Source organism: Paraburkholderia sp. SIMBA_027 (assembly GCF_046535315.1).
Classification (GTDB): domain Bacteria; phylum Pseudomonadota; class Gammaproteobacteria; order Burkholderiales; family Burkholderiaceae; genus Paraburkholderia; species Paraburkholderia tropica.
Genome location: NZ_JAWRWY010000003.1, coordinates 50947 through 75133 on the forward strand (window position 1 = coordinate 50947; position 24187 = coordinate 75133).

Below are 24187 nucleotides of genomic sequence, written 5' to 3' on the forward strand. Positions count from 1 at the left end.
GCATGGGCATTCCCGCACGCATCGTCTGCGCCGAAGGTCTCGTCGCGCAGGCGGTCACGCGTCACGGCGCGTGCGCCGTCGACCTCGCGCTCACCGGCCCGCTACCCGCGGGCGCGTGGGTGCTCACCTTCCTCGGCGCGGCGCGCGAGGTGATCGACGCCGACCGCGCGCGCGACATCGACGCGGCGCTCGACGCGCTCGAAGCCATCGCACGCGGCGAGATCGACAGCACGCAGGCGGCAGCGGGCCTCGACCGCTTTTTCGCCGACCTCACGAACCGCGAGCCGCCGTTGCCCGCGCATCTGCGGGCGCGCGCCGCGCACGGTTCCGCCCACGGCGCGGCCTCACCGGACACTTCGGATACCCCATCATGACGCTCGCAACGCTTTCCGGCGGCCCGACCCTCGACACGCTGCGCGAACGCCTCGCGCGCCACGGCTACGTCGAAGTCGACGAGCACACGCTCGACGGCGTGGCCGCGCGCGCCGCGCAACTCGTGCTGCTGCCGCTCGACAATCCCGCGCAGCGCCCCGAATTCGCCGACCTGCTCGTGATCCTGCCCGAGCTGCTGCGTCAATTCGGCGACGACGCCTTCACGGTCGCCTACGCCTGCCCGCCCGCCGCCGTCGCGCTCGCGCGGCGCTTCGGCGTGCTGCGCCAGCCCGCGCTGGTGTTCCTCCACTTCGGCGCGCTCGCCGGCACGATCGAAGGTCTGCGCGACTGGCGCGAATACGTGCAGGCGTTCGCGCGACTGTGCGCCTCGGGCGCCGCCACAGGCGTCACGGAAACCAAGGGAGTCACGCGATGAACCGCGCCGATTTCATTCCCATCCTGCCGCTCGTGAGCGGCCCCGGCTCGCAGCCGCAGCAACCCGGCGACGAAGCCTGGTCCTGTCTGCCGCTGCCCGTCGAAGTCGAGACCTGGCGCGCGCCCGCGTTCCCCGAGCCGGGCGAGCCTGGCGCCGCCGCCGTATTGCATCTGCTGCACGGCATGATCGACGCGCTCGAAAGCCTGGCGTCGCCGGACAAAGCCATCCGCTTTCCGCTCGACGCGCTCGACACCGACGCGCATCGCCTGCTCGCGCAGGTCTTCGGCGAAGGCGAAGTCTCGGCGCGCGTCGCATGCGACGACGGCGCGACCGTGCAGATCCAGGAAGCGCGCTACGCGGGCGTCTGGCGCGTGATCACGCTCGGCGCGCAAGGCGAGCGCATCGCCGATTACGTCGAGATCGCGCCCGCGCCGTCCGTCGTGTTCGAAGCGTCGGCGCGCGGCGCGGCGCACGCGGCCATTCCGCCCGTCGGCGAAGCCACGCTGATGAACGCGCCCTCGCTCGCCAGCGAAATCGCCGCCATCCACGCGCGCGCCGTGCAAACCGGCGGCGCGGGCCAGCACACCATCAACTTCAGTCTGCTGCCGGTCAGCCCCGACGATCTCGCGTGGCTCGAAGGCATGCTCGGCGAAGGGCGCGTCGGGTTGTTCTCGACCGGCTACGGCAAATGCATGGTGATGGCCACGGCGCTGCGCCACGTCTGGCGCGTGCGATATTTCGACGGCACGAGCAAGGTGCTGCTCGACACCGTCGAGATCACGCGCCTGCCCGAAGTCGTGCTCGCCGCGCCCGACGATCTGCGCGATTCGTTGCAGCATCTGCGCGAAATCGTGCAATGGCTGGAGTCGCACTGATGTTCGAAGGCAGCTACCTCGGCGACAACGGCGCGCTGCGCCCCGCCAGCCGGCTCGAATGCAAGATCTGCTGGTGGGTCTACGATCCCGCGCTCGGCGATCCGGTCTGGGACATCGCGCCCGGCACGCCGTTCGCGGCGCTGCCCGCGCACTGGAAATGCCCCGTCTGCGACGGCGCGCGCGAGCAATTCATGGTGCTCGACGATGCACGCGCCTGACGTCGTTCGCCGCGCCGCCACCGATCCCGCGCACGATCCGTCGCGCCGCGTCGAAGCCGCGTTCGCGCAGATCGCCGCCACGCGCATGCGCGATCTGCCGTATCTGAATCCGCGCCTGGCGGTCGCGGCCGTGGGCTTTCGCCTCTGGCAGTCGAGCTGGATCGGCGTGCTGGTCACACCGTGGGGCATCAATCTGCTGCAACTGCCCACGGACGACGCGCCGTTCGCGGCCTGGCGCGCGGCGGACGCCATCGACGTGACGCTGCCCGGCGCGACGCTCGCGTTCGTGCCCGCGCGGCTCGATGCGCTCGGCGAGTATCGGCAATGCTCGCTGTTTTCGCCCGCCCAACAATTCGCCGATCAGGCCAGCGCGCTCGCCACCGCGCATGAAGTGTTGCGTCTGCTGTTCGAGCCGGAAGCGTCGGCCGATGCCACCGTCGCTGCCGTCGCCACGCCCGCGCCGCCCGCCGACCCGCGCCGCCGCCGTTTGTTCGGACTCCGGCCATGAACCGCAGCCACGTTCTCACGCTGACACTGCGCGGCGACAGCAAATGCGTCCGCGACGTGAGCGCCGAATGGCAGCCGCTGCCTGTCGAACGCCTGCTGATCGGCGCGCGCGTCGCCGAAGCGGAAGCGCTCGTGCCCGCCGCGCTCGCCTTGTGCCGTCATGCGCACTGCGCCGCGGCTCACTGGGCGCTCGCGGCCGCGCAACCGGGCCCGCTGCACGCGCTCGACGCCCGGCGCGATGCGCGCGTGCGCCTCGAAGCCGCGCGCGAAACACTGCGCCGCTGGCTCATCGATCTGCCCGGCGAACTCGGCGAACAATGGGCGCCCGGCACGCTCGCGCTCTGGCCGCAGCTCGACTCGCACGCGGCCATTGCGGCCTGGTGCGCCGACCACGTGTTCGGCATGCAAGCCGCGCAGTGGCTCGCGCTCGATAGCCGCGGCCAACGCGCCTGGGCCGCGCGCGGCACGCGCGTCCCGGCGCGCTGGCTCAACACGTTGCTGCACGATGCCGACCGCGCGTGCATCGCGACGTCGGCGGGCGTGCTGCATTACGTCGATCGCGCGGGCGTCGCGCTGCTTGCGGGCGCGCCGTGCATACCGTGTGCGCCGGGTTCATCGTCGACAAGACCCGCCGACGCCGACGCGCCGCCGCACGCCGACCTCTGGGACACGCCCACGTGGATGCCCGATCTCGCATCCGGCCTGCTGATCGCGCGGCTACAACGCCTCGCGCACTACTGCGCTCACGGCGACGACGCACCGCCCGTCTCCGGCGGCTGGCGCGCGGGCGCGCTCGGCATCGGCTGGGCGCGCGGCGCACGCGGCCTGCTCGTGCACGTGGCGCGCGTCGAGCACGGCGTGATCGCCGCGTGGCGCATCGTGCCGCCCACGCAATGGAATTTCGGCGTGCCCGCCTTGCTGCGCCAGGCGCTCGCGCAGCGTAGCTGGGACGACGCGCAACGCCGCGCCGCCCGTCTCGCGCTGTTGCTCGACCCCTGCGTGGCGCACGAGATCGTCGTGCAGCGCGGCGCGGCGCACGTCATCGATTCGGGAGCGTTACAAGGAGCCCAGCCGTATGCATGAAATGGCCATCGCGCACAGCATTCTGGACCTCGTCGAGCGCGAGGCCGCGCGCCAGCACGCCACGCGCGTGCGCACGCTCGAACTGGAAATCGGGCAACTGGCCAATGTCGATGTGGGCGCGCTGCGCTTCGCGCTCGACGTCGTGCTGCGCGACACGATCGCTCACGGCGCGCGGCTCGAAGTCGCCGAACCGCCGGGCCAGGCGGTGTGCCTGCGCTGCGGCGACGACGTGGCGCTCGCGCGCCGCGGCGAACCCTGCCCCGCCTGCGGCAGCTACCAACTGGCCGTGACCGGCGGCGACACCTTGCGCGTCGCCGGCATGATCGTCGACTGAGTGCGTCGGCGCGAAATCCAACGCGTCCGGTTCGCGCCGGACGCATCGAGAAAGGACATCATCATGTGTACGACCTGCGGCTGCGGCCCGGACAACGTGCGAATCGAAGGGGCGCAGATGCGCGAGCATTCGCACGAACACGAACATGCGCACGGGCACGAGCACGAACATGCGCACGATCACGATCACAACCACGCGCACGAACACAACCACGCGCCCGGCCGCCGCGTCCGCATCGAGCAGGACATCCTGCGCGAGAACGACCGTTATGCGCTGGCCAATCGCACGCGTCTGCGCGCGCACGGCGCGTTCGCGCTGAACCTCGTTTCGAGTCCCGGCTCGGGCAAGACCTCGCTGCTGGTGCGCACGATCGAAGCGCTCAAGGACGAACTCGCGATCGCCGTCATCGAAGGCGATCAGCAAACCTCGAACGACGCCGAGCGCGTACGCGCCGCCGGCGCGCCCGCCGTGCAGATCAACACGGGCAAAGGCTGTCACCTCGACGCGCACATGGTCGGTCACGCGCTCGACCGCCTGCCGCCGCTCGACAACAGCCTGCTGCTGATCGAGAACGTCGGCAACCTCGTCTGCCCCGCGTCGTTCGATCTGGGCGAGGCGCACAAGGTCGTCGTGCTCTCGGTGACGGAGGGCGAGGACAAGCCGCTCAAGTATCCCGACATGTTCGCCGCCGCCGACCTCATGCTGCTCAACAAGACCGACCTGTTGCCGCACCTCGACTTCGACGTCGATGCCGCGCTCGATTACGCGCGCCGCGTCAATCCGCGTATTCAGGCGCTGTGCGTGTCCGCGCGTTCGGGCGAGGGTTTCGCGCAATGGCTCGACTGGATTCGCGCAGGCTGCGGTGCGGCGCGGGCGCTGCGTCCCGACGCGCGCTAGGCGTACAACCGTCAAGGACATCACGGCGATGAGGCGAGAGCAACTGCGCGTGAGCGGGATCGTGCAAGGCGTCGGGTTCAGACCGTTCGTCTGGCGGCTCGCGCAACGCTTCGGCCTGACGGGCGAGGTGCGCAACGACGCGAGCGCCGTGCGGATCGACGTGCAGGGCACGCGCGCGGCGCTGAGCGCGTTTCGCGCAGCGCTCGCGCAGGAAGCGCCGCCGCGCGCGCGCATCGATGCGATCGATACCGAACGCGCGCAACCGCTCGATACGGCGGGGCGCCCGGGTTTTCGTATCGTCGAAAGCGGCGAGACGCACGCGCGCGACGGCGAAATGGCAACCGACAGTGCAATCTGCTACGCCTGCCTCGCGGAGATCTTCGACGCGGGCGACCGCCGCCATCGCTACGCGCTGAACAGTTGCTGCGATTGCGGCCCGCGCTACACCGTCACGCGCACGCTGCCGTTCGACCGCGCCAACACGAGCATGGCGCCGTTCGCGCCATGCGCCGATTGCGCCGCCGACTACGCCGATCCCGCGAACCGGCGCTTTCACGCCGAACTGATCGCGTGCCCCGTCTGCGGACCGCGTGTGCGTTTCGAAGCACCGCTGGGCAGCGCGCGCCGCGATCACGCCGATCACACCGATCCCGTCGCTGACGCGTGGCGAGCGATTGCGCGCGGCGAGATCGTCGCGGTCGAAGGACTCGGCGGCTTCCAGCTGATCTGCGACGCGACGCAGCCCGACGCCGTCGCGCGTCTGCGCGCCCGCAAGCGGCGGCCCGCGAAACCGTTCGCGCTGCTCGCGCTCAACGCCGCTTCGGCGGCCCGCTGGATCGTCTGCGACGCCGCCACGCGCGCGCTGCTCGACGCGCCCGCGCGACCCGTCGTCGTCGCCGCGCGATGCGACGACAACGCGCTCAGCGGCATCGCGCCCGGTCTCGCGCAACTCGGCGTGATGCTGCCGTGCACGCCGCTTCAATATCTGCTGTTCCACGAAGCGCTCGGCCGTCCGTCGGGCGACGCCTGGCGGGACGCGAACCAACCCACGCTGCTGGTCGCCACGAGTGCGAACGTCTCGGGCGAGCCGCTCGAAATCGATCCTGCGCACGCGCGCGACGCGCTCGCCGGTATCGCCGATGCCATGCTGTTTCACGACCGCGCGATCGTCGCGCGTTGCGACGACAGCGTGCTGCTCGCCGCCAACGCCGACGACGCTGACCACGCTGACGCCGCCGCCCCGCAAGCGCCGCTGCCGCTGCGGCGCGCGCGCGGTTACGCGCCGCAAGCGCTCGCGCTGCCGCACGCGGGGCCGTCCGTGCTCGCGCTCGGTGCGCATCTGAAAAGCACCGTCACGCTCACGCAAGGCGCGCGCGCGTTCGTCTCGCCTTACCTCGGCGACCTCACGAGCGCGGCGGCGTGCGCCGCGCTCGACGCCGCCGCGAACCAGCTCGTCGATGCCTGCGGCGCGCCGCCCGCCGCGCTCGCCTGCGACCTCCAGCCCGATCTTTACTCGACGCGCCTCGCTCATACGCTGGCCGCGCGCTGGAACGTGCCTGTCGTGCCGGTGCAGCATCACCACGCGCACATCGCCGCCGTGCTGGCCGAGCACGGTCACGCGGATGCGGCGCTCGGCGTCGCGCTCGACGGCTTCGGTCACGGCGACGACGGCACGGCGTGGGGCGGCGAGTTGCTGCGCGTCGATCCCGGCCGTGCGACGCGTCTCGGTCATCTCACGCCGCTGGCGCTGCCCGGCGGCGATCTGGCGGCGCGCTCGCCCGCGCGCATGGCGCTCGCGCTGCTCGATCGACTCGATCGGCTTGATCGTGCCGATGTGCAAGCCAGCACCAAGAACCGCATCCCGCCAGGCATCGACGCCGCCACGGCCGCACGTCTGCGCGCGCAACTCGCCAGCGGCTTCCACTGCCCGCCGACCACGAGCCTCGGCCGCTGGTTCGACGCCATCGCCGGACTCGCGGGCGTCTGCGCGGAGCAAAGCTATAGCGGCGAAGCCGCGCTGCGCCTCGAAGCGCTCGCGCGCCCGTGCGCGCCGCTCGTTGACGGCTGGCGTCTCGACGGCGGCAACCTCGATCTCCTGCCGCTCGCGCACTGGCTCGCCGCCCAAACTGAAGCCGCGACCATCGCGAGCGTCTGGCACGCCACGCTCGGCCATGCGCTTGGTGCGTGGATCGCCCAGGCCGCGCGCGCGCACAACCTGAACGTGGTCGCGCTCGGCGGCGGCTGCTGCGCCAACCGGCTGCTGATGCGCGCGCTCGCCGACGCGCTGCGCGCATCGAACCTCACTCTGTTCACCGCACGCGCGCTGCCCAGCGGCGACGATGCGATCAGCTACGGCCAGGCGTGGGCCGTCATCCAGCAACTCACATCGTCCGCCACCGTCACGCGGACGACACCCTAAGGAATCCGCATCATGTGTCTTGCGATGCCCGTCGAGGTCATCGAACTCTTGCCGGAACAGCGCGCGCGAGCGAGCGTCGATGGCGTCACGCGCGAGATCTCGCTCGCGCTCGTCGACAACGTCGTACCCGGCGACTTCGTCCTCCTGCACGTAGGTTTCGCGATCGGCAAGCTCGACCGCGCCGCCGCCGAAGCCACGCTCGCGCAACTGGCCGAACTGGGCCGCCAACCCGGCGAGGGCGCCACGCCATGAAATACGTCGACGACTTCCGCAACAGCGAAATCGCGCGCGGCATGGCGGCGCGCATTCACCGCGCCGTCGAACGCCGCCGACGCTACCGGCTCATGGAGTTTTGCGGCGGTCACACGCACGCGATCGCGCGCTACGGCCTCACCGCGCTGCTGCCGCCGCAGATCGAGCTGATTCACGGTCCCGGCTGCCCGGTCTGCGTGCTGCCGGTCGGCCGCGTCGACAGCGCGATCGAACTCGCGCTCGACCACGGCGTCACGCTCTGCACCTACGGCGACACGCTGCGCGTGCCGGGCTCGAAGCGCATGAGTCTGTACAAGGCGCGCGCGGCGGGCGCGGACGTGCGCGTCGTGTATTCGGTTTCCGACGCGATCGCGCTCGCGAAAGCCGAGCCCGCGCGCGAGGTGGTGTTCTTCGGCATCGGCTTCGAGACCACCACGCCGCCCACCGCGCTCGCGCTCGCCCAGGCGCGCGAGATGGCGCTCGATAACTTCAGCGTGTTCGGCAACCACGTGCTCACGCCCGCCGCCATGCGCCATCTGCTGGCCGAGGACGCCGACCAGAGCGCGCGGCTCGACGGCTTCATCGGGCCGTCGCACGTGAGCACGGTGATCGGCGTGGCGCCTTATCGCGCCATCTCGCGCGACTTCGTGAAGCCCGTCGTGATCGCCGGGTTCGAGCCGCTCGACGTGTTGCAATCCGTGCTGATGCTCGTCGAGCAGATCAACCAATGCCGCGCCGACACCGAAAACCAGTTCACGCGCGCCGTGACCGAAGCGGGCAACACGCGCGCCCAGGCGCTCGTGCACGCGGCGTTCGAGACGCGCGACAGCTTCGAATGGCGCGGGCTCGGCGCGGTGCCCCAAAGCGCGCTCGCGATTCGCTCCGAGTTCGCGCAGTGGGACGCGGAGCGCCGTTATGCACTCGCGCCGCGCGTCGCCGCCGACGTCAAGACCTGCCAATGCGGCGCGATCCTGCGCGGCTGCGCGAAGCCGAGCGACTGCAAGCTGTTCGCCACCGTCTGCACGCCCGCCACGCCGTTTGGCGCCTGCATGGTGTCGAGCGAAGGCGCGTGCGCCGCGCACTATCAGTACGGCCGCTTCGTCGCGCCCGCCCTTTCCTCCGCACGCGCGCCGCGCGCCGTGACATCCGCATGAGATCCGCATGACTGCCTTGCCGACCTCTCCCCGCCAGCCCGAATTCGGCCGCAAACTCGACCTCAAGCAAGGCCGCATCGACCTCACGCACGGCGCGGGCGGACGCGCGAGCGCGCAGCTCGTCGCCGAGCTGTTCGCGCCCGCGTTCGCCAACGAGTGGCTCGCGCAAGGCAACGACCAGGCCATCGTGCCGATGCCCGCTGGCCGCCTCGCGCTTACCACCGACAGCCACGTGGTCGCGCCGCTTTTCTTTCCGGGCGGCGACATCGGCACGCTCGCCGTGAACGGCACCGTCAACGATCTCGCCGTGGGCGGCGCGACGCCGCTCTATCTGACCGCAGGGTTCATCCTCGAAGAAGGGCTCGCGCTCGCCGATCTCGCGCGCGTGGTGACATCGATGGCGCAAGCCGCGCGCGCGGCCAACGTGCGCATCGTGGCCGGCGACACGAAAGTGGTCGAGCGCGGCAAGGCGGACGGCGTGTTCATCACCACGGCGGGCGTGGGCGTGGTGCCGGAAGGCGTGCGGCTCGACGGCGCGCAGGCGCGTCCCGGCGACGCCGTGCTGGTCTCCGGCGCGCTCGCCGAGCACGGCCTCGCGGTGCTCTCGCAGCGCGAGAACCTGGGCTTCGACAGCAGCATCGTGTCGGATTGCGCGGCGCTCAACGGCTTGACGGCGGCGATGCTCGCGGCGTGCCCGTCGCTGCGGCTGATGCGCGACCCCACGCGCGGCGGCCTCGGCAACACGCTCAACGAGATCTGCGCGCAGTCGGACGTGGGCATGCGGCTCAACGAAACCGCGCTGCCGCTGCGCGCGCCCGTGCGGGCCGCGTGCGAGTTCTACGGCCTCGATCCGCTCTATATCGCCAACGAAGGCAAGCTGATCGCGGTCTGCGCCGATGAAGACGCCGACGCGCTGCTCGCGGTCATGCGCGCGCATCCGCTGGGCCGCGACGCGGTGCGCATCGGCACGGTCATCGACGACGCGTATCGCTTCGTCCGCCTGACGACGTCGTTCGGCGGCGAACGTCTGGTCGACTGGCTGCACGGCGAAATGCTGCCGCGCATCTGCTGAAAAGGAAGCGAGCCGGGCGCGGTGGCTTTGCGCGGCGCGTCCGCTTCATCGTGTGCGGACGCGCGGCGCGAACCGCCTGGTCAGATCGTCAATTGTTCTGCGGCGGCGTGTACTGAGCGGGCGCGCCGCCGCTCGAATCGGAATCGTCGGGCGTGGGCGTCGGCGCGAGCGAGGGCTCCTGCGGCGGATAAGGCGGCAATTGCTGCGACGCGCCCGACGGCCCGAGAATCGGCGGCTCGCTCGACGACGGCGTTTGCGGCGCAGTGCCGTTGAGAATCGCCGCCGCGCGCGCCGCATCCGACGCGGCAGCCGCCGACGCCGGCGCGATCGCCGAAGCCGACGACGCCGACGAAGCCGCCGCCACGCCGCTCGACGGCGGCACTTCGGCGGGCTCCGGCGCAGGCTCGGGCGCACGCTTGATCGGCGTACCCGGGCGCGGCGCCTCGGCCTTTTCCTTCGACGCAAACAGCGTATCCATCCACGCCTTGAGCTTGTCGCGGAACTGCTCGAACGCGCCCGGCGTCACTTCGGTGTCGAAGCGCGCATGCGGATCGACGATGCGCGAGCGGAACGCGCGCTGGAAGAAGTCGCCGACGATCGGCAGCGCGCTGCGCGCGCCCTGGCCCCAGTAGTCGCTGTTGAGCGTCACGCGGCCGTCGTCGAAACCGACCCACGCGCCCGCCACCAGTTGCGGGTCCATGAGGATGAACCAGCCGTCCGCGTTGTCCTGCGTGGTGCCGGTCTTGCCCGCGACGTCAGCCCGAATGCCGAAGCGCGTGCGGATGCTCGAACCCGTGCCGCGATTCACGACGTCGCGCATCGTGTCGAGCAGCGTGCGGTCCGCCGACGCCGACAAGGCGCGCTCGGGCGAAGCGCTGCCGAACTGCGCGAGCACCTCGCCCTTGCTGTCCTCGATGCTCGTGACCATGCGCGGCTCCAGATACTCGCCGTCGTTCGCGATGGTGCTGTACGCCGAGACCATTTCCTTGAGCGTGACCGGACTCGTGCCGAGCGCGAGCGACGGCACCGCGTTGAGCTGGCTGTCGCGCACGCCCATCGCACGCGCGAGACGCGCGACCTTGTCCGGCCCCACCGCCTGCATCACCTGAGCGGTGATGCGGTTGCGCGAGAACGCGAGCGCGTCGCGCAGCGTCATCGGCTTGTTGCTGGGCGGCACGTCGTCGTTCGGACGCCAGATTTCGCCGCCTTCGAGCGGCATTTCCACCGCCTGGTCGATGACCGTGTCGGTCGGCTTCGCGCCGTTCGCGAAGGCCGCGCCGTACACGAAGGCCTTGAACGTCGAGCCCGGCTGACGGCGCGCCTGCTGCACGTGATCGAACGGCTCGTCCTGGAAGTCGCGGCTGCCGACCCACGCCTTGATCTGGCCGTCGCGCGGATCGATCGCGACGAAACCGGCCTGCACGTCGGTCTTGTCCTTGCAGAGCGCGCGCATGAACGTGCGGTTGGCCGCGAGCTGCTTGAGCGCGTCGTCGTCGTTCGCACCGGCGTCGCGCGCGCTCTTGTAGTCGGGCGTTTCGCGCATGAAGGTCTTGAACAGATCGTTGCTCGCCGAACAGCCGTTACGGCCGCTCCACGCGCCGTTCGCGATGCCCTGCAACTGGTTCGCGTGCTGCTTGAGCGCGGCCGTCGCCATCGCCTGCAGACGCGAATCGATCGTCGTGTGCACGACGAGGCCATCGGAATAGATGTTGTAGTCGTTGCGGTCGGCCCACGCGATCAGCCATTTGCGCAGTTGCTGCGCGAAGTGCGGCGCGGGTCCGGGCGGCTCGGTCTGACGCTCGAAGTCGAGGCGCAGCGGCTGCTTCGAGAGCGTCGCGGACTGCGCCGGCGTGAGCTTGCCGTACTTCACCATCTGGCCGAGCACGGTGTTGCGGCGCGCGAGCGCGCGCTCGGGATTGATCACCGGGTTGTAGTAGGCGTTGCCCTTGAGCATGCCGGTGAGCGTCGCGGCCTGGAGGACCGTGAGCTGATCCGCCGACACGCCGAAGTACGTGCGCGCCGCCATCTCGATGCCGAACGCGTTGTACAGGAACGGCACCGTGTTGAGATAGGTTTCGAGAATCTGCGGCTTGCTGTAGACGGCCTCGATCTTGAAGGCCGTGATCGCTTCCTTGATCTTGCGCGTGAGCGTGGGCGCGCGGCCGATTTCGTCGGGATAGAGATTGCGCGCGAGCTGCTGCGTGATGGTCGAGCCGCCCTGGCGGTCACCCGAGAAGGTGTGCAGCGCCGCGCCCGCCGTGCGCTTGAAGTCGATGCCGTGATGCTCGTAGAAGCGGTGGTCTTCGGTCGAGATCAGTGCGTCGACCATGTGCGGCGAAATCTGGGCGAGCGGCACCCATTCGCGGTTCGACGGCTTGAATTCGGCGAGCACCTTGCCGTCCGCCGACAGAATCTGCGCCGGCCGGTCGACGCGCGCCTTGCGGATGTCGCCGATGCTGGGCGTGAACGGAATCAGCACCAGCACGTAGAGCAGCATGGCCGCCGGCAGCGCGCCGATGGCGAACAGCACGCCGCGCCGCGTCGGATGGCGCAGGTGATGCAGCCCGCGCGCGAGGCGCGGACGCGCGAAGGCGCAGACGCTCGCCGCAGCGGGCTGGAGACGGGAGGACAACTTCGCGACGAGGTCGCGGATGAACGGCACGGAACGCTTCACGCGGGGCTTCGGGGTCGGCTGGCAAAGCGTGCATCGTACCAAAACTGCCGGACGCGGCTTTCATCGGGCCTGCGGGCGGGGCCGCGGTGAGGGGCGCGAACCCGTGCGCTCAGAAAATCAGCGACAGCGCGATAGCCATCCAGACCGCCAGCGCGCCCGCGAGAAAGACACGCCGGGCCAGCAGAAAGCGCGTTTCGTCGCCGGGCGGCGCGGGCGAGGTGGCGAGCCACGGCACGCTCGCGAGACAGGCGAAGCCCGCCAGCGCGATCACGACGACCATGCGGTCGGCGATCCGCCACGGCGTGGGCTCGTGCAAGCCCCAATATCCGAGGAAGACGATGCCGATCGAGAACATCGTCGACGCGGCCGAACTCAGTGCGACGACCGATCCGGTCGGTGATTGCATGGCGAACCTCCCGCGCGCCGCGCGATGGACGGTGCGGCCATTATCGGCGCGGGCGGCGGCAGGGGCAATGCGGGGCGGTCCCGCCGCCGAACCGGGCCCGGGTTCAGCTTCAGGCTCAGGCCTTGGGGCGCACCATCTGGAACATCTCGCCGATCTGCGCGTAGTCGGCGCGATAGCCCGCGCGCATGATCGGCTGGGCGGCGTGCGTGTCGAACAGGCCGTCCTTCAGGAAGCGCTGCTGGATATGCACGCCGACCACCTGGCCGAGCGCGAGCCAGTTGTCCATCGGCGTGCCGTCGAGCGTGTGCAGGCGGATGACCTGCAGCAGCTTGCATTCGAGCGCGGCCGGCGATTCGGCGACGTGCGGCACCGCCACGTTGCGGCCCGGCGCGGGCGTGAGGCCCGAAAGCGCAAATTCGTCGACGTCGGCGGCGACGGGCGCGGAACTGCGGTTCATCTGCTCGGCCAGCGGACGCGAGGCGAGATTCCAGACGAATTCGCCCGTCGCCTCGATGTTGGCGATGCTGTCCTTGCGGCCCTCGCTGCTGAATCCGATGATCGACGGAAACGAGGAAAACGCGCCGAAGAAGCTGTAGGGCGCGAGGTTGAGCACGCCTTCGGGCGAACGGCTCGAGATCCAGCCGATCAGACGCGGCGCGACGATCGCCTTGAACGGATCGTGCGGCAGCCCGTGGCCGGCGGCGGGGTCGTAGAAGTAGGTGTCGGACATGGTCGTGTGGCGGGTTTGATGCGGCCCACACTATGACACGACGGGGCGGGCCTTGCTGGGCGGGGCTTATCCACAGATTTTGTTCACAACTCCGTGTCTAAAGTCGGTCGGGCATAGCTCAAGTCCGTTCCGCAAGGCTCGGCAGGCGGAAGTAGAGAAAGAGATTTTTGCACCGGAGCTTCCGTTCGTCTATTCACCCAACGGTTTCCTAATCCGGCAGTGCAGCAGCTAGGCCGCCCGTGAGGAGATCTCGCCTACCTATTAGACATCCGCTGTGTCTAAAATCCAACACAACGCCGATGCCCCAGTCAATTTTTCGAAACAGATGTCGAGTCAGTTACCAGACGGAATGCCCGTCAATGCTGCATCGCACGCACACAACGGAAGCAGCGTTCCATTCCCCGGCCCCCGCAAAAAATCACACCCTGTGATTTTGGTACGTCATCGGCGCGTAGCCGTCATGCAGAGCTGCCTTAACTGTTGCCCGTCATTCTCCCACTTCAGTTCGGGCCGGAGCCGCTACTCAGCAGCAGAGCTCCCCCGTCAGGTTCAGGTGTGCGCAGGGAATAGATGTTCGTACCGCCTCGCAGCGCCTGCGTGTGCTGCTCCACTTCACGACGCGCCAGCGCGAGCCTCAGCACGGTCCGAACCGACGACGTGCTGTTGCCCGTCAGCGCCGCCTCCTGATGCGAGTGATACCGCTCGCCCTCGCGCATGGCACGGAGGACTTCCGCCAGCACGGCTTCTTCCGATTTCACCCTGAAATTCATCTGGCCGCTCCTTTGCCGAAAACCGTGGTGTCTGGAGGAAGGTCCACCAGATGCCACTGCCTCGCCTCGGGATCAAACAGCGCGAACTGGTTGCAATGTTCCACGCCCACCTCGGCAAGCTGTATCGAGTTCACGGCGGCGCGCACCGTAACGTTCACCTTCTCGATATTCCAGTCGAGCACCTGTCTGTTGGTGTCGCGCCATGCGAACAGGCCCGCGCGTTCATGAACGCTGTCGAGCAGCAGCATTCCGCGAGAATCGACTTCAAAGCGGTTCGCCTGGGTCAGTGGGCGCTCGACAACCAGCGAAGCGCTTGCGGGACTCCCATCGGCTTCCCGCACGATGCAGCCGTTTACTGCGGGCCAGCCGAAGCGCAGGTTTGCGACCAGGCCGAGCCCGTCACGCCGCCTGAAAAGGCACCTGGGTGCGTCTGATGCGTTGATGATCGTGTAGGTTCCCATGCTGCTCGCACCGGCAAGCATGAGATCAATCAGCAGGTGAAGCGGTGAAAGAAAGCAGGAGACCGCTGGTCCGAACTCGGTATCCAGTGCCCTGAACCCGAAATTCTCCTTTCCGTCATAGATCCTGCTTTCGCAAACCACTGTCCACAGCGGCATGTCAGTGAAATATGGTGTGTGCCCGTCTGCGTGGCCACTCGCCCCTATCATTGTTCGTCATCCTCATGATTGACGTTGCACCCCTGCCTGGTCGGAGTGCCGGTCGATTATCCGTTAAGCGTGAAGCCCTTCCACTGGAAGCCGCGCGCTTCCTCCAGCGAGCACAGCCACATCCATTGCCCTGGGACCATCGGGCAGGACGAACGGTCTGTGGTCAGCGGTACGGTGCGTACCGCGTCGAACTTCTGCCCCTTCTCGATGCGCAGGATATCGGTGGGTCCGGACTCCTTCGTCCAGCCCTCCCAATAGCCGGTTTCCGGGCAGACGCCCCCTGTGCAGAGGTTCATGTAGCCGTACTTCTCACGCTTCTTGAGCCGTTCCTCTTCGCGCTTCTGCTTGCGCATTTCGGGCGTGAGGTACGGATAAGCACGGGAAATGTGAATGCTCATCAGTATCCGCCGGCTGTTTGGGTCGGTTGGATCAGCATCCCCATACGTTAGCTCAACGTCAACAGGAAACCGGCTGTACGCACTTTCGTTGGCACGGTATCGATACCTGTGCAGTAGCGGGTACTGAGGCAACCCGGCTCCAAGATCATTGCCATAGGTCCGTGATCCATCAAAATCAATCCTATAATCCGACAAATCCAGTTGCGTCTTTATTAATGATGGCTCTATGTCAATTCTGACGTTAGATGATATGAAATTCAATTCGAACACGCGCGGGACAATTGCTACTTTCATTCGATCATCTGAATAGTTCAACGGATCATCGCCAACGGCTAATATAACGTCGACGCCTGGCAATTCGGAGGTGCGGTACACGTACTCTTTACGTGGGTCTCCAGCATCGCCATTGGTTAAGTGAAGCTTCCCGAATATTGGATCGGATAAATTCACTGCTTTGTCTTCGCGCATAATTCCCATACCCTTGTCGAGCATATCGAAAATCGCTGCTTTCCGATTCTGAACTATGGTATTAGCCATCTCCCTTGGCTCCGAGTTGGGTAAGATTGATGGAGTATTTTTCTGTGCACAGGCTTGGTTCACGCATAAACAAAGTATTTGCGTTAATCCAATAAGAATCAACTGGCTCGCTCGTTGCATACGCATCCTCTTCGTGTAAGTGCGTGTAGTAACCAGTTTTATGCGGGGCCATCTTCTTCGCAAGCTCGGGCGTAATGTTGCGAATCTCGCACACGGCTTTTTCAACATTGTCAAAATCCTCGTTGACATATGTGTAACCCGGCTTATCGCGCATTTCTGTGATTTGCCAGTAGTAGTAAAACATCAATAGCGCGTGCATTCCAACGCGAACACGGTCATCATTGGGAAATTTTGTTTTTGATGCCAATAGGAAAACGTCGTTGTTTATAGTGTTTGAAAAATATTTTCCAATTTGCGAGTATTTCGAGTAGTCGCCGGGATAGGTAGTGAAAAGCGATACCATCCAGAATATCTGCTGGCAATGCCGCGATTCATGATAAAGGGCATTTGTGAGTCCACATTTCGACCCCTCAAAATACGCCTTATCATCATCCAGCGCGTATCCGATGATTTTGTTAATAAAATTGTCGTATATCGCCATTACCCACGATGGCGATACAAAAGAGGCCGTAACGTCGGAGAGCATGTTGTAGCCTTTGGCTGCTTCTCTATCAACAATTTTAATTCCCGGCATGGCACCCCCACCGTTTAGTGTTTTCGGTGGCAATCCGAACGGGCCAGTTTGCAAGGCGCTCCACAGCGCATCTTGCATGGCTGGAACGATCGCGTTTTGCATATCCGCTAACGGCTTTCCTGCAAGCCCTTTCCAGTCAATTGCAGCAAGCTTTTCCTTTACAGTGAGGGCGTACGTTTTCGCGACCGGATATTCAATAGATGTGGAGTAACCCGGATCGCGCGGGACTATCGTTGTGCGCGGCTTAGCTGCATATCGGCTCGTACGCAGGCCGAAATTCATCGGATCACACGTCAGGAATACGGGTGGTTTGCCCTGAGTCGTTGCGGCTTCTGATGGCGTGTTGATCGTCTTTCCGCCGACCGCCGCCGTTCGCAGCGGCAATTCCGATATCTGAGCGGGCACAGGGGCGGCGGCATCGCGCGAAATAGTCACGCTCGCCATGCCGATGACGTTCTCGGGTTCACTTTGAGAGTGAAAATCGATCGTGCCAAACGTGACTGCGTTACTCGTTACGACGCTCAATTCGCCGTGTTCGGTTGTCGTACCGGTTATGACCTGGCCATCATCGAGCGTCATGCGGTAAGGCTGATTGGCAATCGCGAATCCGCCGCCGTGCTCCACCAGCACTGGATGCAGCGCGTATTTTCCAGGGCTGTCCGGCGTCACCGGAAACTGTACCGGTTGACCTTGCGCGTCCGCTGTCGCATGTCCTGCCGCGTGAATCAGATGCTGTCCGTTGGTGTAGACGTAGAACCCATCCGGTCGCAGGCTCACAAGCGTGTTGTTGCAGCGGAGATTGATCCCCTTCGGCGCATTGATGTCGACACGCCCCTGGGTGCTCGTTACCGTCATGTCATCCTGCGACATCAGCGTCATCGTGCCGTTGCGCGACTCGGCATGGACCGGCCCGGTCGATATCAGCCGGATGGTCTCCTGTGCATAGAAGGCAATCTTCTCCAGCACCGACACCAGCAACGACTTGCCCGCCGCAAGCGACACGTGACCCGTGGCGCTTGCCGCCAGATGCCGCCCGCTCGACAGGTGCAGGTCGTCGGTCGCCGCCGCCTGGATGCCCGCCGCGCTCGCGAGCAGCAGGTGAGGCCGCTCGAATTCAGGGAAATCATCCGCGCCCGCGCGCGGATTCGCGCTGCCGCGCAGCTCATCGTTCGCGGTCTTGATCGCTGTCACGGCGTCGCTCTGATCGCGCCCCGGCTCCTGTGCGCCGCGCTGCTGCGCGAGTTGCGCCGCGTTTTCGTGGATGTCGCGCGCCGCCGTCAGCAGCGCAACCGCTTCACCGTTCTCCTTGATCTTGCCCTTCGCCAGCAGACGCGCGAACGTGGTGAACATGCCACCGAGCGCCGCGCGCAACGCCATGAAAGCGTCCGTGCGCAGCTCAACCCCGATGCCGCGCGCGTCCTGTCGCCCTTCGTCACCGGCAACGCGGTGGTGATTGCCCAAGCTAATGCTGCTCATTGCGAAATCAGTCGCAAGCTGCACCTGCTGCTTGCCGTGGGTGTCATCGAACACCAGATGGTTCGAGCCGCTTCCACCGGACTCCCTCGTGCGGATGCCGGTCAGCCACATGTTTTTCGCCAGGTCCCAGGGCGGCGGATTGTCCCTGTTCCCCAGCCCGCCCGCAACGTAGGGCATGTCGGGGTTGCCGTTGATGTGCTCCACCACCACTTCACTGCCGATGCGCGGCAGGAACACCGAGGACGCCCGGCCGTTCTGCCAGGGCTGCGCGGGCCATAGCCAGATGAACGAGTCGTTGTCGTATTTTCCCTGCCGGTCAGCGACGAGTTGCACGCAGACACGCCCCTGGGCGTCCGTCCAGAGTTCACTTCCTTCGGGGCCGGTCACGATTGCCCGCTCGGCACCAATCACCGGCCACGGCGTGACAATCGGCAGGCGGAAGTGACAGCCTTTGGCGGGCTGTGCCTCGAATTCGCAGTCGCAGCGAAAGGCCTGTTCCGTGCCGCTCGCCTGGTCGTTGCACTCGATATCGAGCTTCATCGACAAGACCAGCCATTCCTGATTGACCGTGGCGAGCGGATGTTCCGTCAGCTCGAAGGTGTAGCCCGGACGCAGGCCCCGAAGATGACCCGAACCCCGGATGCGCACCCCCTGGCAACGGATGGACTGCATGCGCACCATCGCCGCCTGCCGCGCCTGCTCATCGTTATCGAGCGGCCTGCCGTTGAGCCCCATCGCACCTTGCAAGGGCTGGCTCACGTTTACGCCGTACTCATAGAACTCCTGATCCGCCTCCGCTGTCTCGCGGGGATCGTGGTCAGTCTCCCGCAAGGGGGTGTTGGAGCGCCGCAGGCGCGGTGCCATGGGATCGTGGTCTACGACCGTCACCTTGCCCTCGGTCCAGTGACTGTCCAGCTCCAGCCACTCGATGCACTCCTCGTCCACGCGGTTCTCACCCGGCGCGTAGCGCAGCGTCCTGTAGGCCTCGCCGTGCTGCTGGAACGCGCCCATCGTGTCCGCGATAACGAGGCGGTGGAATCCTTCCGAATGCTCGAACCAGAAGAACAGACCCGCGCGCTCGCACCAGCGCATGAAGCATGTGAAGTCGGTTTCGAAGTGCTGTCGTTGCAGGTCGCGCACGGGATAGTGTTCGCCGTGGATCGGCCCCCCGACACGCCAGTCAATCGATACCGGGTAGTCCGCCAGCAGTTCGCGGATCGCATCGATCACTGTTTTGTTCTGGAAAACGCGATAGTTCTGCCCCATCGACGCCTGCTTCAGCGTCGGCTCCAGCACGAATTCGTAGACCATCACCCGGTCGTTACGCTCGATGAAGCGCGCGGTGCTCACACGCCCGGTAATTTCGCGCACGTGAAAGCCGATGTTGCCCCGCCCCGTATCGCCTGGCATGCCGGGAATGAACGTGCCACGTCCGGGAATGTCGATGAACACCGTGATCTCGGTGCCGACGATTGCGTCGAGATCAAGCGCGGTGTCGAGCGTCCATGGCGCGCGCAGATCGGTTTTTGCGCGCACGGTGTAGTGAAAAAGGCCGCCGACTGACTCCGTACCCTTCAGGCTGATGGGGACCAGCAGGGAATGCGTCACTTCCTTCTGCGGCACGGTGGGGTTCAGACGCCAGTACCAGTCCTCGCGCGGTGTGAGCGGTGTGAATCGCGGAATGGCCGCGCCGTCGATCTCCATCGGCCGCTCGGGAGCACGATAGCGTTCCCGGCTGAAATCGCTGTGGTTTTGCATGAAATGCCTCACGCCCTGATGAGCGTGGCACCGCACGCGGTTGTGTCGCCGATGAACATCACCTTCACGCCGTTATGCGTGCGCGAGCCCGATGCCTTCCCCGGATAGTCGCCGCCGCACTTCGGACAGCGCACCCGATGCCCTTCGAGCATCACCGGCACGCCGTGGTGTTGCAGATTCGGCGCGGCTTCGATGACCTCGCCGCCATGATCCGTGGCGTCGCCCAGGCGGGCGACTTCGCGCCCCGTTATGTCGTCTCTCATCTGCCGTTGCTTTCCGTGAAATCCACTAAACACGCATTGGCGCATGGGGGATAACAGGGGCGATATGAGAGCAATCCGAATAGCGAATGCGCGGTGCCTGGTTTGGGGGCGTTTTGATCTGGGCCAGGATCCCGGGATCGTTCGCTATCCAAATTCTTTCTGCGACACGAGCGAACAAGCCGACTTGCTGGCACTTCGCGCCGCAAGAGAACGGATCGATCAACACTGCCGGCGCAACGGTAGTTCAGCGCAATCGCGGAAGACTTATCCCCAGTTTTTGTTCACAGCCCTGTTGATAACACCGGAGCAGATGACACAACCCTTTGTCGCCAAAGCAAAAACCTGCGCTGCATCCCACGCGCGTCCGGCGCTTGCCTGGACATTGCTCCGAGCATTGCGCCAAGCCCCAACGCAACAAGGCCGACTCTCTTTCGAGAGCCGGCCTTGTTCGGCGTATTCGGTGCGGATGAGGCGCGTACTGCGGACGGCGACGTGTTACCGCGCCATGCGCTGCGCCTCGATTGCCTTCGGTCCGGTCGACTTAGTCGCGCGGCAGGCCGAAAGGCGTGTACTGCGAGCGGCGGATGCGTTCGGCTTCGCGGTGACGCGCTGCGTACGAATAGTCAGCATCCATCGGCAGATACGGCGACGCGAAGAGGTCGCTCACCTTTTGGATCAGTGCGAGGATATAGCTCATTGCGACTCCCGGTTGGTTGGCGTTTAAGGGATTTCCCAGATCAATTTAAGGGTTTTCCCTGACCAAACCGATTATAGGGTTTTCCCTAGGCTAGCGCTAGTGCAATGCAGCAAAAAAACCGCGGCAGCGCGTCGCAGACACGCGTTCACAGCCTATGCGTTGCATCAAGGCAACACATAGGCATCCTGTGATTTAGGGGGTCGAAACGATTCAGCCGCGAACGAGCCTAGCGCGAGGTCTGCTGGGAATGCGCGTGCGCTTTGGTCTTGCTTTTGGTCGCGGCGTGTTCGGCGGCACGCTCGGTCGGCTTCGCCGCGCGCTTGACGTGACGCGGCTCGGCGGGCGCAACCGGCTTGCTGACCGGGGCGGCAACCGGAGCAGGCGGCGCGATTGCGGCGACCGGAGCTGCCGCTGCGGCGGCGAGCTGCGCCGACATGGCGTCCAGCGAAGCCTGCTGCTTCTGCATCAGCACCTCGATGCGCTGCTGCTGCGCCAGCGAATCGGACGACAGCGTCGCGATCATCAGCGTTTGCGCAATCGCCACGAGCACCGTGACGACCAGCGCCGCGACCGCCACGATTAGCATCCACTTCGTGCGGCGCGCCTGCGCGCCTAGCGTCGCGACGGTGTCGGCGAGCGAGGCGGTCAGCGCGGGTTCGGGGTGCGCGGCGCTTTCAAATTTCGCGGCGGGTTCGAAACCCGATGCTGAACCGCCCGTCGCTGCGGCAAATGGCACGAACGGCTCCCAGCCGGGCGTCATCGGTTTGGCCTGCGGCTCGGCTTGTTCCGACGATGCAGACAAATCGGGCGCAGGAGACAAAACGGAAGGCACAGGCGGCGCGAAGTCGAACGGCTCGGCAGGCGCGGACAGAGGCGCCGGCGTCTCGGCCACCGCAGCCTCGGACACAGCTGGAGCCGCCGCAAACACCGGCTCGACTCTCGCCCCTTCCATGCCAAACGCGCCCGCTCCGGTCGCCTCGTCGCCTTCCGGCGTCGGCATGACCGGCGCTTTCTGGCGCGCGGCGCGCCGTGCGGCGGGCGCGGGCGACAGACGCGGCTCGCGCAGGTCCCCGGCATCCGGAGACGCCGAATGGGCCTCAGCCGATGCCAAACCGTCGTCCGGGCTATCGCCGAACAGGTCGAGCGTGCTCACTTCGCGCGCGTCGGGCGCTTGCGGGTCGGGGGATTCGAGGGATGGCGCCGGGGTCCGGCGACGGGAAGGCGCGCTGCGTGACGCGCGCTCGGGACTCAACAGTCCGTTGTCTGCTTGATTGACGGATTCGGCCATGGATCAACGACAGGGCTTGCATCTTATTGACACTCGCGTCGCACGGCCGTCCCGCCTGGCCGCAGTGCGACAGCCGCGCTCGCTCCTCGGGCGCACGTGGTCTCGTTGGTCGCGCGCCCATGGGCAGCCATCTTATCCGCAAACGTTCGCCCTGTCCCCCTGGCCAATATGAAACATGCGTGACGCATGCGTTCGATCAGCTTTGCGGTCCGTCCTCGCGGAACTCTCTCACCACCTGCAGCTTCTTCAGCGCCTCGCAGATCGATGCATATTCGGGCGACGAGACGCGGCTCAGCACGATCATCACCTCGTCGAGTTCGGGCGAGTCGTCGCTCTGCTGCACCACGAACTGCTTGACGCGCGGGCTCGACACGCCCAGCGCGTCGTGCAGCGAATGGAACGTGAGCGCGCCGCGATCGACCAGTAGCGAGATGCGGCGGCGCTGCCGGAACGTGATGAAGCGCCGTTCGAGCGGCTTGATGCCCGCGAGGATGATGAGGATGATCACGGTCGCCGCAATCGACGCCGTATAGAGCCCGCCGCCCACCGCGAGGCCGATGGCGGCCACGGACCAGAGGCTCGCGGCCGTGGTCAGCCCGCGCACGATCTCGCCGCGCAAAAGGATCGAGCCCGCCCCCAGGAAGCCGATGCCCGAGACGACCTGCGCCGCCATCCGCGACGGGTCGAGCACGACGTGGTCGCTGTTGAGCACGTCCGCGAAACCGAATGCCGAGACGATCATGATAAGCGCCGAGCCCACGCACACGAGCATGTGCGTGCGCAGCCCGGCGGCCCACGAGAGGCGTTCGCGCTCGAAGCCGATCACGCTGCCCAGCAGCGCCGCCATCACGAGGCGCGCAATGATTTCCCAGTTATTGATCATGATGTTGCTCTCCGTTACGTCGTGGGCGCGCTCCGCTGCGCGACTTCCTGCATCGCGCGCGGGCCGCCCTGTGTTGGTATTGCCGCGGCGCACCGCAGCCTGCTCCACCTGCCCGGCCCAATCTTCGAGACGCCGTGGCCGGGGCGTACAATCGCGGACACTGTCCGGCTCTGCGCGCCTCCTTGCGCGCCTATGCAATCTATGAACACCGCTACCGGCGCAGCCAGCCTGCGCAATCATTTCGACCGCGTCGTGCTGCCGTTGTGGCGCGGCCCCGGTTTCAACACGGCGCTGCGTCTGCCGCACGAAGCGCTCGCCGTGCGCGACGGCCACGCCGCGCCGCTGCCCGACACGCGCTATCGCGCCATGGCCTGCGCGCGCCAGCTCTTCGTGTTCTCGCAGAACGGCGACGCCGCGCACGCGCACACGCTGTTCGATTCGCTACGCCACACCTTTCAGGACCGCGCGCGCGGCGGTTGGTTCTATAGCGTCGATCCGGACGGCGCGCCGCTCGACACCACGAAGGACCTCTATACGCATGCGTTCGTGGTGTTCGCGTGCTCGGCGTACGGCCAGCGTTTCGGCGTGATGGAGGCGCTCGACACGGCGCGCGAGACCTCGTCGCTGATCGTCGAGCGCTTCGCCGCCCACGACGGCCTGCTCAACGGCGCGCTCGACGCCTCGTTCGCCACGGTCACCGGCACGCCGGTGCAGAACCCGCTGATGCATCTTACCGAAGCCTGGCTCGTGGCCCGCGAGGCGACTGGCGACGCCGCCTTCGACACGGCCATTACGCGGCTCGTCGAAGCCGTGGCGCGCAGCTTCCTGCACGCGCCCACGGGCTGTATCGCGGAGCTGCCGCTGGGCACGGCGGACAATCGCCTGGAGCCCGGTCATCAGTTCGAGTGGTTCTGGCTCGCGGCTCAGGCCGGTGCGGCGCGCCTCGGCGCTTCGGGCCTGCAGGAAGCGCTCGGGCGCGCGTTCGACTTCGCGGTGAAGCACGGCGTGGACCCGGTCACGGGCGCCGTGGCCGCCGCCACCGACGAACACGGCCGCGTGATCGACGCCACCCAGCGCATCTGGGCGCAAACGGAGTATCTGCGCGCGATCGCCACGCACGGCGAGTCCGTTGCGCGCGCAACGCTCGGCGAGCAGATCGGGAAGTTCGAGCAGCGCTTTCTCACGCCGCAGGGCTGGGTGGAATGCCGCGACGCGAGCGGCGCGGTCGCGCGCGCGGACATGCCGTCGACCACGCCGTATCACTTGCTGACAGCGTATCAGGCGCTGCCGCGGGACTGAAAACGACAACGGCGCGGTGAGACCGCG

The 24187-nt window shown here is 66.6% G+C and carries 24 protein-coding genes; 13 read left to right on the forward strand and 11 right to left on the reverse strand.

Annotated features, from left to right (window positions below; genetic code table 11):
- The first annotated feature begins 2 nt into the window (after window positions 1-2).
- From SB764_RS05845 to hypE, 12 genes are all read left to right on the forward strand, one after another.
- Complete coding sequence (locus SB764_RS05845) at window positions 3-374, forward strand: HypC/HybG/HupF family hydrogenase formation chaperone (RefSeq protein ID WP_410862914.1); 372 nt, start codon at window positions 3-5, stop codon at window positions 372-374.
- On the forward strand, window positions 371-808 hold the full coding sequence (locus SB764_RS05850) for a hypothetical protein (protein WP_065065320.1): 438 nt from the start codon (window positions 371-373) through the stop codon (window positions 806-808). The genes SB764_RS05845 and SB764_RS05850 overlap by 4 nt, the downstream gene beginning before the upstream one ends.
- Window positions 805-1683 carry a hydrogenase expression/formation C-terminal domain-containing protein gene (locus tag SB764_RS05855; protein ID WP_410862916.1) on the forward strand — a complete coding sequence of 293 codons (879 nt, stop codon included), beginning with the start codon at window positions 805-807 and terminating at the stop codon, window positions 1681-1683. Before SB764_RS05850 ends, SB764_RS05855 begins: the two co-directional genes overlap by 4 nt.
- Window positions 1683-1901, forward strand: a complete 219-nt coding sequence (locus tag SB764_RS05860; RefSeq protein ID WP_234775089.1) for a rubredoxin — start codon at window positions 1683-1685, stop codon at window positions 1899-1901. The genes SB764_RS05855 and SB764_RS05860 overlap by 1 nt, the downstream gene beginning before the upstream one ends.
- Entirely contained in the window at window positions 1888-2409 is a 522-nt protein-coding gene (hybE, locus tag SB764_RS05865; protein ID WP_410862918.1) for a [NiFe]-hydrogenase assembly chaperone HybE, read from the forward strand. The genes SB764_RS05860 and hybE overlap by 14 nt, the downstream gene beginning before the upstream one ends.
- The gene (locus tag SB764_RS05870) at window positions 2406-3491 is read left to right on the forward strand and encodes a HupK protein (protein ID WP_410862919.1); all 1086 of its coding nucleotides are present in this window, start codon (window positions 2406-2408) and stop codon (window positions 3489-3491) included. The genes hybE and SB764_RS05870 overlap by 4 nt, the downstream gene beginning before the upstream one ends.
- Window positions 3484-3825, forward strand: coding sequence for a hydrogenase maturation nickel metallochaperone HypA (gene hypA, locus SB764_RS05875; protein WP_322007007.1), 342 nt, complete (start codon window positions 3484-3486; stop codon window positions 3823-3825). Before SB764_RS05870 ends, hypA begins: the two co-directional genes overlap by 8 nt.
- A 63-nt stretch (window positions 3826-3888) precedes the next feature.
- On the forward strand, window positions 3889-4722 hold the full coding sequence (gene hypB, locus SB764_RS05880; RefSeq protein WP_410862921.1) for a hydrogenase nickel incorporation protein HypB: 834 nt from the start codon (window positions 3889-3891) through the stop codon (window positions 4720-4722).
- Between the two features lie 28 nt (window positions 4723-4750).
- Window positions 4751-7141 (forward strand): carbamoyltransferase HypF, encoded by a 2391-nt coding sequence (gene hypF / locus SB764_RS05885; RefSeq protein ID WP_410862923.1) that lies wholly within the window; start codon window positions 4751-4753, stop codon window positions 7139-7141.
- Window positions 7142-7153: 12 nt separating this feature from the next.
- Entirely contained in the window at window positions 7154-7393 is a 240-nt protein-coding gene (locus tag SB764_RS05890; RefSeq protein WP_065065312.1) for a HypC/HybG/HupF family hydrogenase formation chaperone, read from the forward strand.
- Window positions 7390-8547: a hydrogenase formation protein HypD gene (hypD, locus tag SB764_RS05895; protein WP_321858478.1), complete on the forward strand. Its 1158-nt coding sequence runs from the start codon at window positions 7390-7392 to the stop codon at window positions 8545-8547. Before SB764_RS05890 ends, hypD begins: the two co-directional genes overlap by 4 nt.
- A 7-nt stretch (window positions 8548-8554) precedes the next feature.
- Window positions 8555-9619, forward strand: a complete 1065-nt coding sequence (gene hypE, locus SB764_RS05900; protein ID WP_410862925.1) for a hydrogenase expression/formation protein HypE — start codon at window positions 8555-8557, stop codon at window positions 9617-9619.
- Window positions 9620-9707: 88 nt separating this feature from the next.
- Here hypE and SB764_RS05905 read toward each other — a convergent pair whose 3' ends face one another.
- From SB764_RS05905 to SB764_RS05955, 11 genes are all read right to left on the reverse strand, one after another.
- Window positions 9708-12293, reverse strand: a complete 2586-nt coding sequence (locus SB764_RS05905; protein ID WP_408583836.1) for a penicillin-binding protein 1A — start codon at window positions 12291-12293, stop codon at window positions 9708-9710.
- 109 nt (window positions 12294-12402) lie between these two features.
- Window positions 12403-12699, reverse strand: a complete 297-nt coding sequence (locus SB764_RS05910) for a hypothetical protein (protein WP_065065309.1) — start codon at window positions 12697-12699, stop codon at window positions 12403-12405.
- Between the two features lie 115 nt (window positions 12700-12814).
- Entirely contained in the window at window positions 12815-13429 is a 615-nt protein-coding gene (locus tag SB764_RS05915; RefSeq protein ID WP_065065308.1) for a flavin reductase family protein, read from the reverse strand.
- A gap of 500 nt (window positions 13430-13929) precedes the next feature.
- The gene (locus SB764_RS05920; protein ID WP_065065307.1) at window positions 13930-14199 is read right to left on the reverse strand and encodes a hypothetical protein; all 270 of its coding nucleotides are present in this window, start codon (window positions 14197-14199) and stop codon (window positions 13930-13932) included.
- On the reverse strand, window positions 14196-14816 hold the full coding sequence (locus SB764_RS05925; RefSeq protein WP_410862928.1) for a hypothetical protein: 621 nt from the start codon (window positions 14814-14816) through the stop codon (window positions 14196-14198). Before SB764_RS05925 ends, SB764_RS05920 begins: the two co-directional genes overlap by 4 nt.
- A 107-nt stretch (window positions 14817-14923) precedes the next feature.
- Entirely contained in the window at window positions 14924-15802 is an 879-nt protein-coding gene (locus tag SB764_RS05930; RefSeq protein ID WP_410862930.1) for a hypothetical protein, read from the reverse strand.
- Window positions 15795-19730 (reverse strand): type VI secretion system Vgr family protein, encoded by a 3936-nt coding sequence (locus SB764_RS05935; RefSeq protein WP_410862932.1) that lies wholly within the window; start codon window positions 19728-19730, stop codon window positions 15795-15797. Before SB764_RS05935 ends, SB764_RS05930 begins: the two co-directional genes overlap by 8 nt.
- Before the next feature lie 8 nt (window positions 19731-19738).
- Entirely contained in the window at window positions 19739-19993 is a 255-nt protein-coding gene (locus SB764_RS05940) for a PAAR domain-containing protein (protein ID WP_410862934.1), read from the reverse strand.
- A gap of 541 nt (window positions 19994-20534) precedes the next feature.
- Window positions 20535-20690 carry a hypothetical protein gene (locus tag SB764_RS05945; RefSeq protein WP_167371389.1) on the reverse strand — a complete coding sequence of 52 codons (156 nt, stop codon included), beginning with the start codon at window positions 20688-20690 and terminating at the stop codon, window positions 20535-20537.
- Window positions 20691-20916: 226 nt separating this feature from the next.
- Window positions 20917-21843 (reverse strand): hypothetical protein, encoded by a 927-nt coding sequence (locus SB764_RS05950; protein ID WP_410862936.1) that lies wholly within the window; start codon window positions 21841-21843, stop codon window positions 20917-20919.
- 331 nt (window positions 21844-22174) lie between these two features.
- A complete protein-coding gene (locus SB764_RS05955) occupies window positions 22175-22861 on the reverse strand; it encodes an MgtC/SapB family protein (RefSeq protein WP_065065691.1) in 687 nt (228 codons plus the stop codon).
- Between the two features lie 192 nt (window positions 22862-23053).
- Here SB764_RS05955 and SB764_RS05960 point away from each other — a divergent pair, with 192 nt between their 5' ends.
- On the forward strand, window positions 23054-24160 hold the full coding sequence (locus SB764_RS05960; RefSeq protein WP_410862938.1) for an AGE family epimerase/isomerase: 1107 nt from the start codon (window positions 23054-23056) through the stop codon (window positions 24158-24160).
- Window positions 24161-24187 lie beyond the last annotated feature (27 nt).

Bases quoted from the DNA above. Each gene is read 5' to 3' on its own strand.
- SB764_RS05845 (WP_410862914.1), top strand. From the start codon at position 3: ATGGGCATTCCCGCACGCATCGTCTGCGCCGAAGGTCTCGTCGCGCAG.
- SB764_RS05850 (WP_065065320.1), top strand. From the start codon at position 371: ATGACGCTCGCAACGCTTTCCGGCGGCCCGACCCTCGACACGCTGCGC.
- SB764_RS05855 (WP_410862916.1), top strand. From the start codon at position 805: ATGAACCGCGCCGATTTCATTCCCATCCTGCCGCTCGTGAGCGGCCCC.
- SB764_RS05860 (WP_234775089.1), top strand. From the start codon at position 1,683: ATGTTCGAAGGCAGCTACCTCGGCGACAACGGCGCGCTGCGCCCCGCC.
- hybE (WP_410862918.1), top strand. From the start codon at position 1,888: ATGCACGCGCCTGACGTCGTTCGCCGCGCCGCCACCGATCCCGCGCAC.
- SB764_RS05870 (WP_410862919.1), top strand. From the start codon at position 2,406: ATGAACCGCAGCCACGTTCTCACGCTGACACTGCGCGGCGACAGCAAA.
- hypA (WP_322007007.1), top strand. From the start codon at position 3,484: ATGCATGAAATGGCCATCGCGCACAGCATTCTGGACCTCGTCGAGCGC.
- hypB (WP_410862921.1), top strand. From the start codon at position 3,889: ATGTGTACGACCTGCGGCTGCGGCCCGGACAACGTGCGAATCGAAGGG.
- hypF (WP_410862923.1), top strand. From the start codon at position 4,751: ATGAGGCGAGAGCAACTGCGCGTGAGCGGGATCGTGCAAGGCGTCGGG.
- SB764_RS05890 (WP_065065312.1), top strand. From the start codon at position 7,154: ATGTGTCTTGCGATGCCCGTCGAGGTCATCGAACTCTTGCCGGAACAG.
- hypD (WP_321858478.1), top strand. From the start codon at position 7,390: ATGAAATACGTCGACGACTTCCGCAACAGCGAAATCGCGCGCGGCATG.
- hypE (WP_410862925.1), top strand. From the start codon at position 8,555: ATGACTGCCTTGCCGACCTCTCCCCGCCAGCCCGAATTCGGCCGCAAA.
- SB764_RS05910 (WP_065065309.1), bottom strand. From the start codon at position 12,699: ATGCAATCACCGACCGGATCGGTCGTCGCACTGAGTTCGGCCGCGTCG.
- SB764_RS05915 (WP_065065308.1), bottom strand. From the start codon at position 13,429: ATGTCCGACACCTACTTCTACGACCCCGCCGCCGGCCACGGGCTGCCG.
- SB764_RS05920 (WP_065065307.1), bottom strand. From the start codon at position 14,199: ATGAATTTCAGGGTGAAATCGGAAGAAGCCGTGCTGGCGGAAGTCCTC.
- SB764_RS05925 (WP_410862928.1), bottom strand. From the start codon at position 14,816: ATGCCGCTGTGGACAGTGGTTTGCGAAAGCAGGATCTATGACGGAAAG.
- SB764_RS05930 (WP_410862930.1), bottom strand. From the start codon at position 15,802: ATGGCTAATACCATAGTTCAGAATCGGAAAGCAGCGATTTTCGATATG.
- SB764_RS05935 (WP_410862932.1), bottom strand. From the start codon at position 19,730: ATGCAAAACCACAGCGATTTCAGCCGGGAACGCTATCGTGCTCCCGAG.
- SB764_RS05940 (WP_410862934.1), bottom strand. From the start codon at position 19,993: ATGAGAGACGACATAACGGGGCGCGAAGTCGCCCGCCTGGGCGACGCC.
- SB764_RS05945 (WP_167371389.1), bottom strand. From the start codon at position 20,690: ATGAGCTATATCCTCGCACTGATCCAAAAGGTGAGCGACCTCTTCGCG.
- SB764_RS05955 (WP_065065691.1), bottom strand. From the start codon at position 22,861: ATGATCAATAACTGGGAAATCATTGCGCGCCTCGTGATGGCGGCGCTG.
- SB764_RS05960 (WP_410862938.1), top strand. From the start codon at position 23,054: ATGCAATCTATGAACACCGCTACCGGCGCAGCCAGCCTGCGCAATCAT.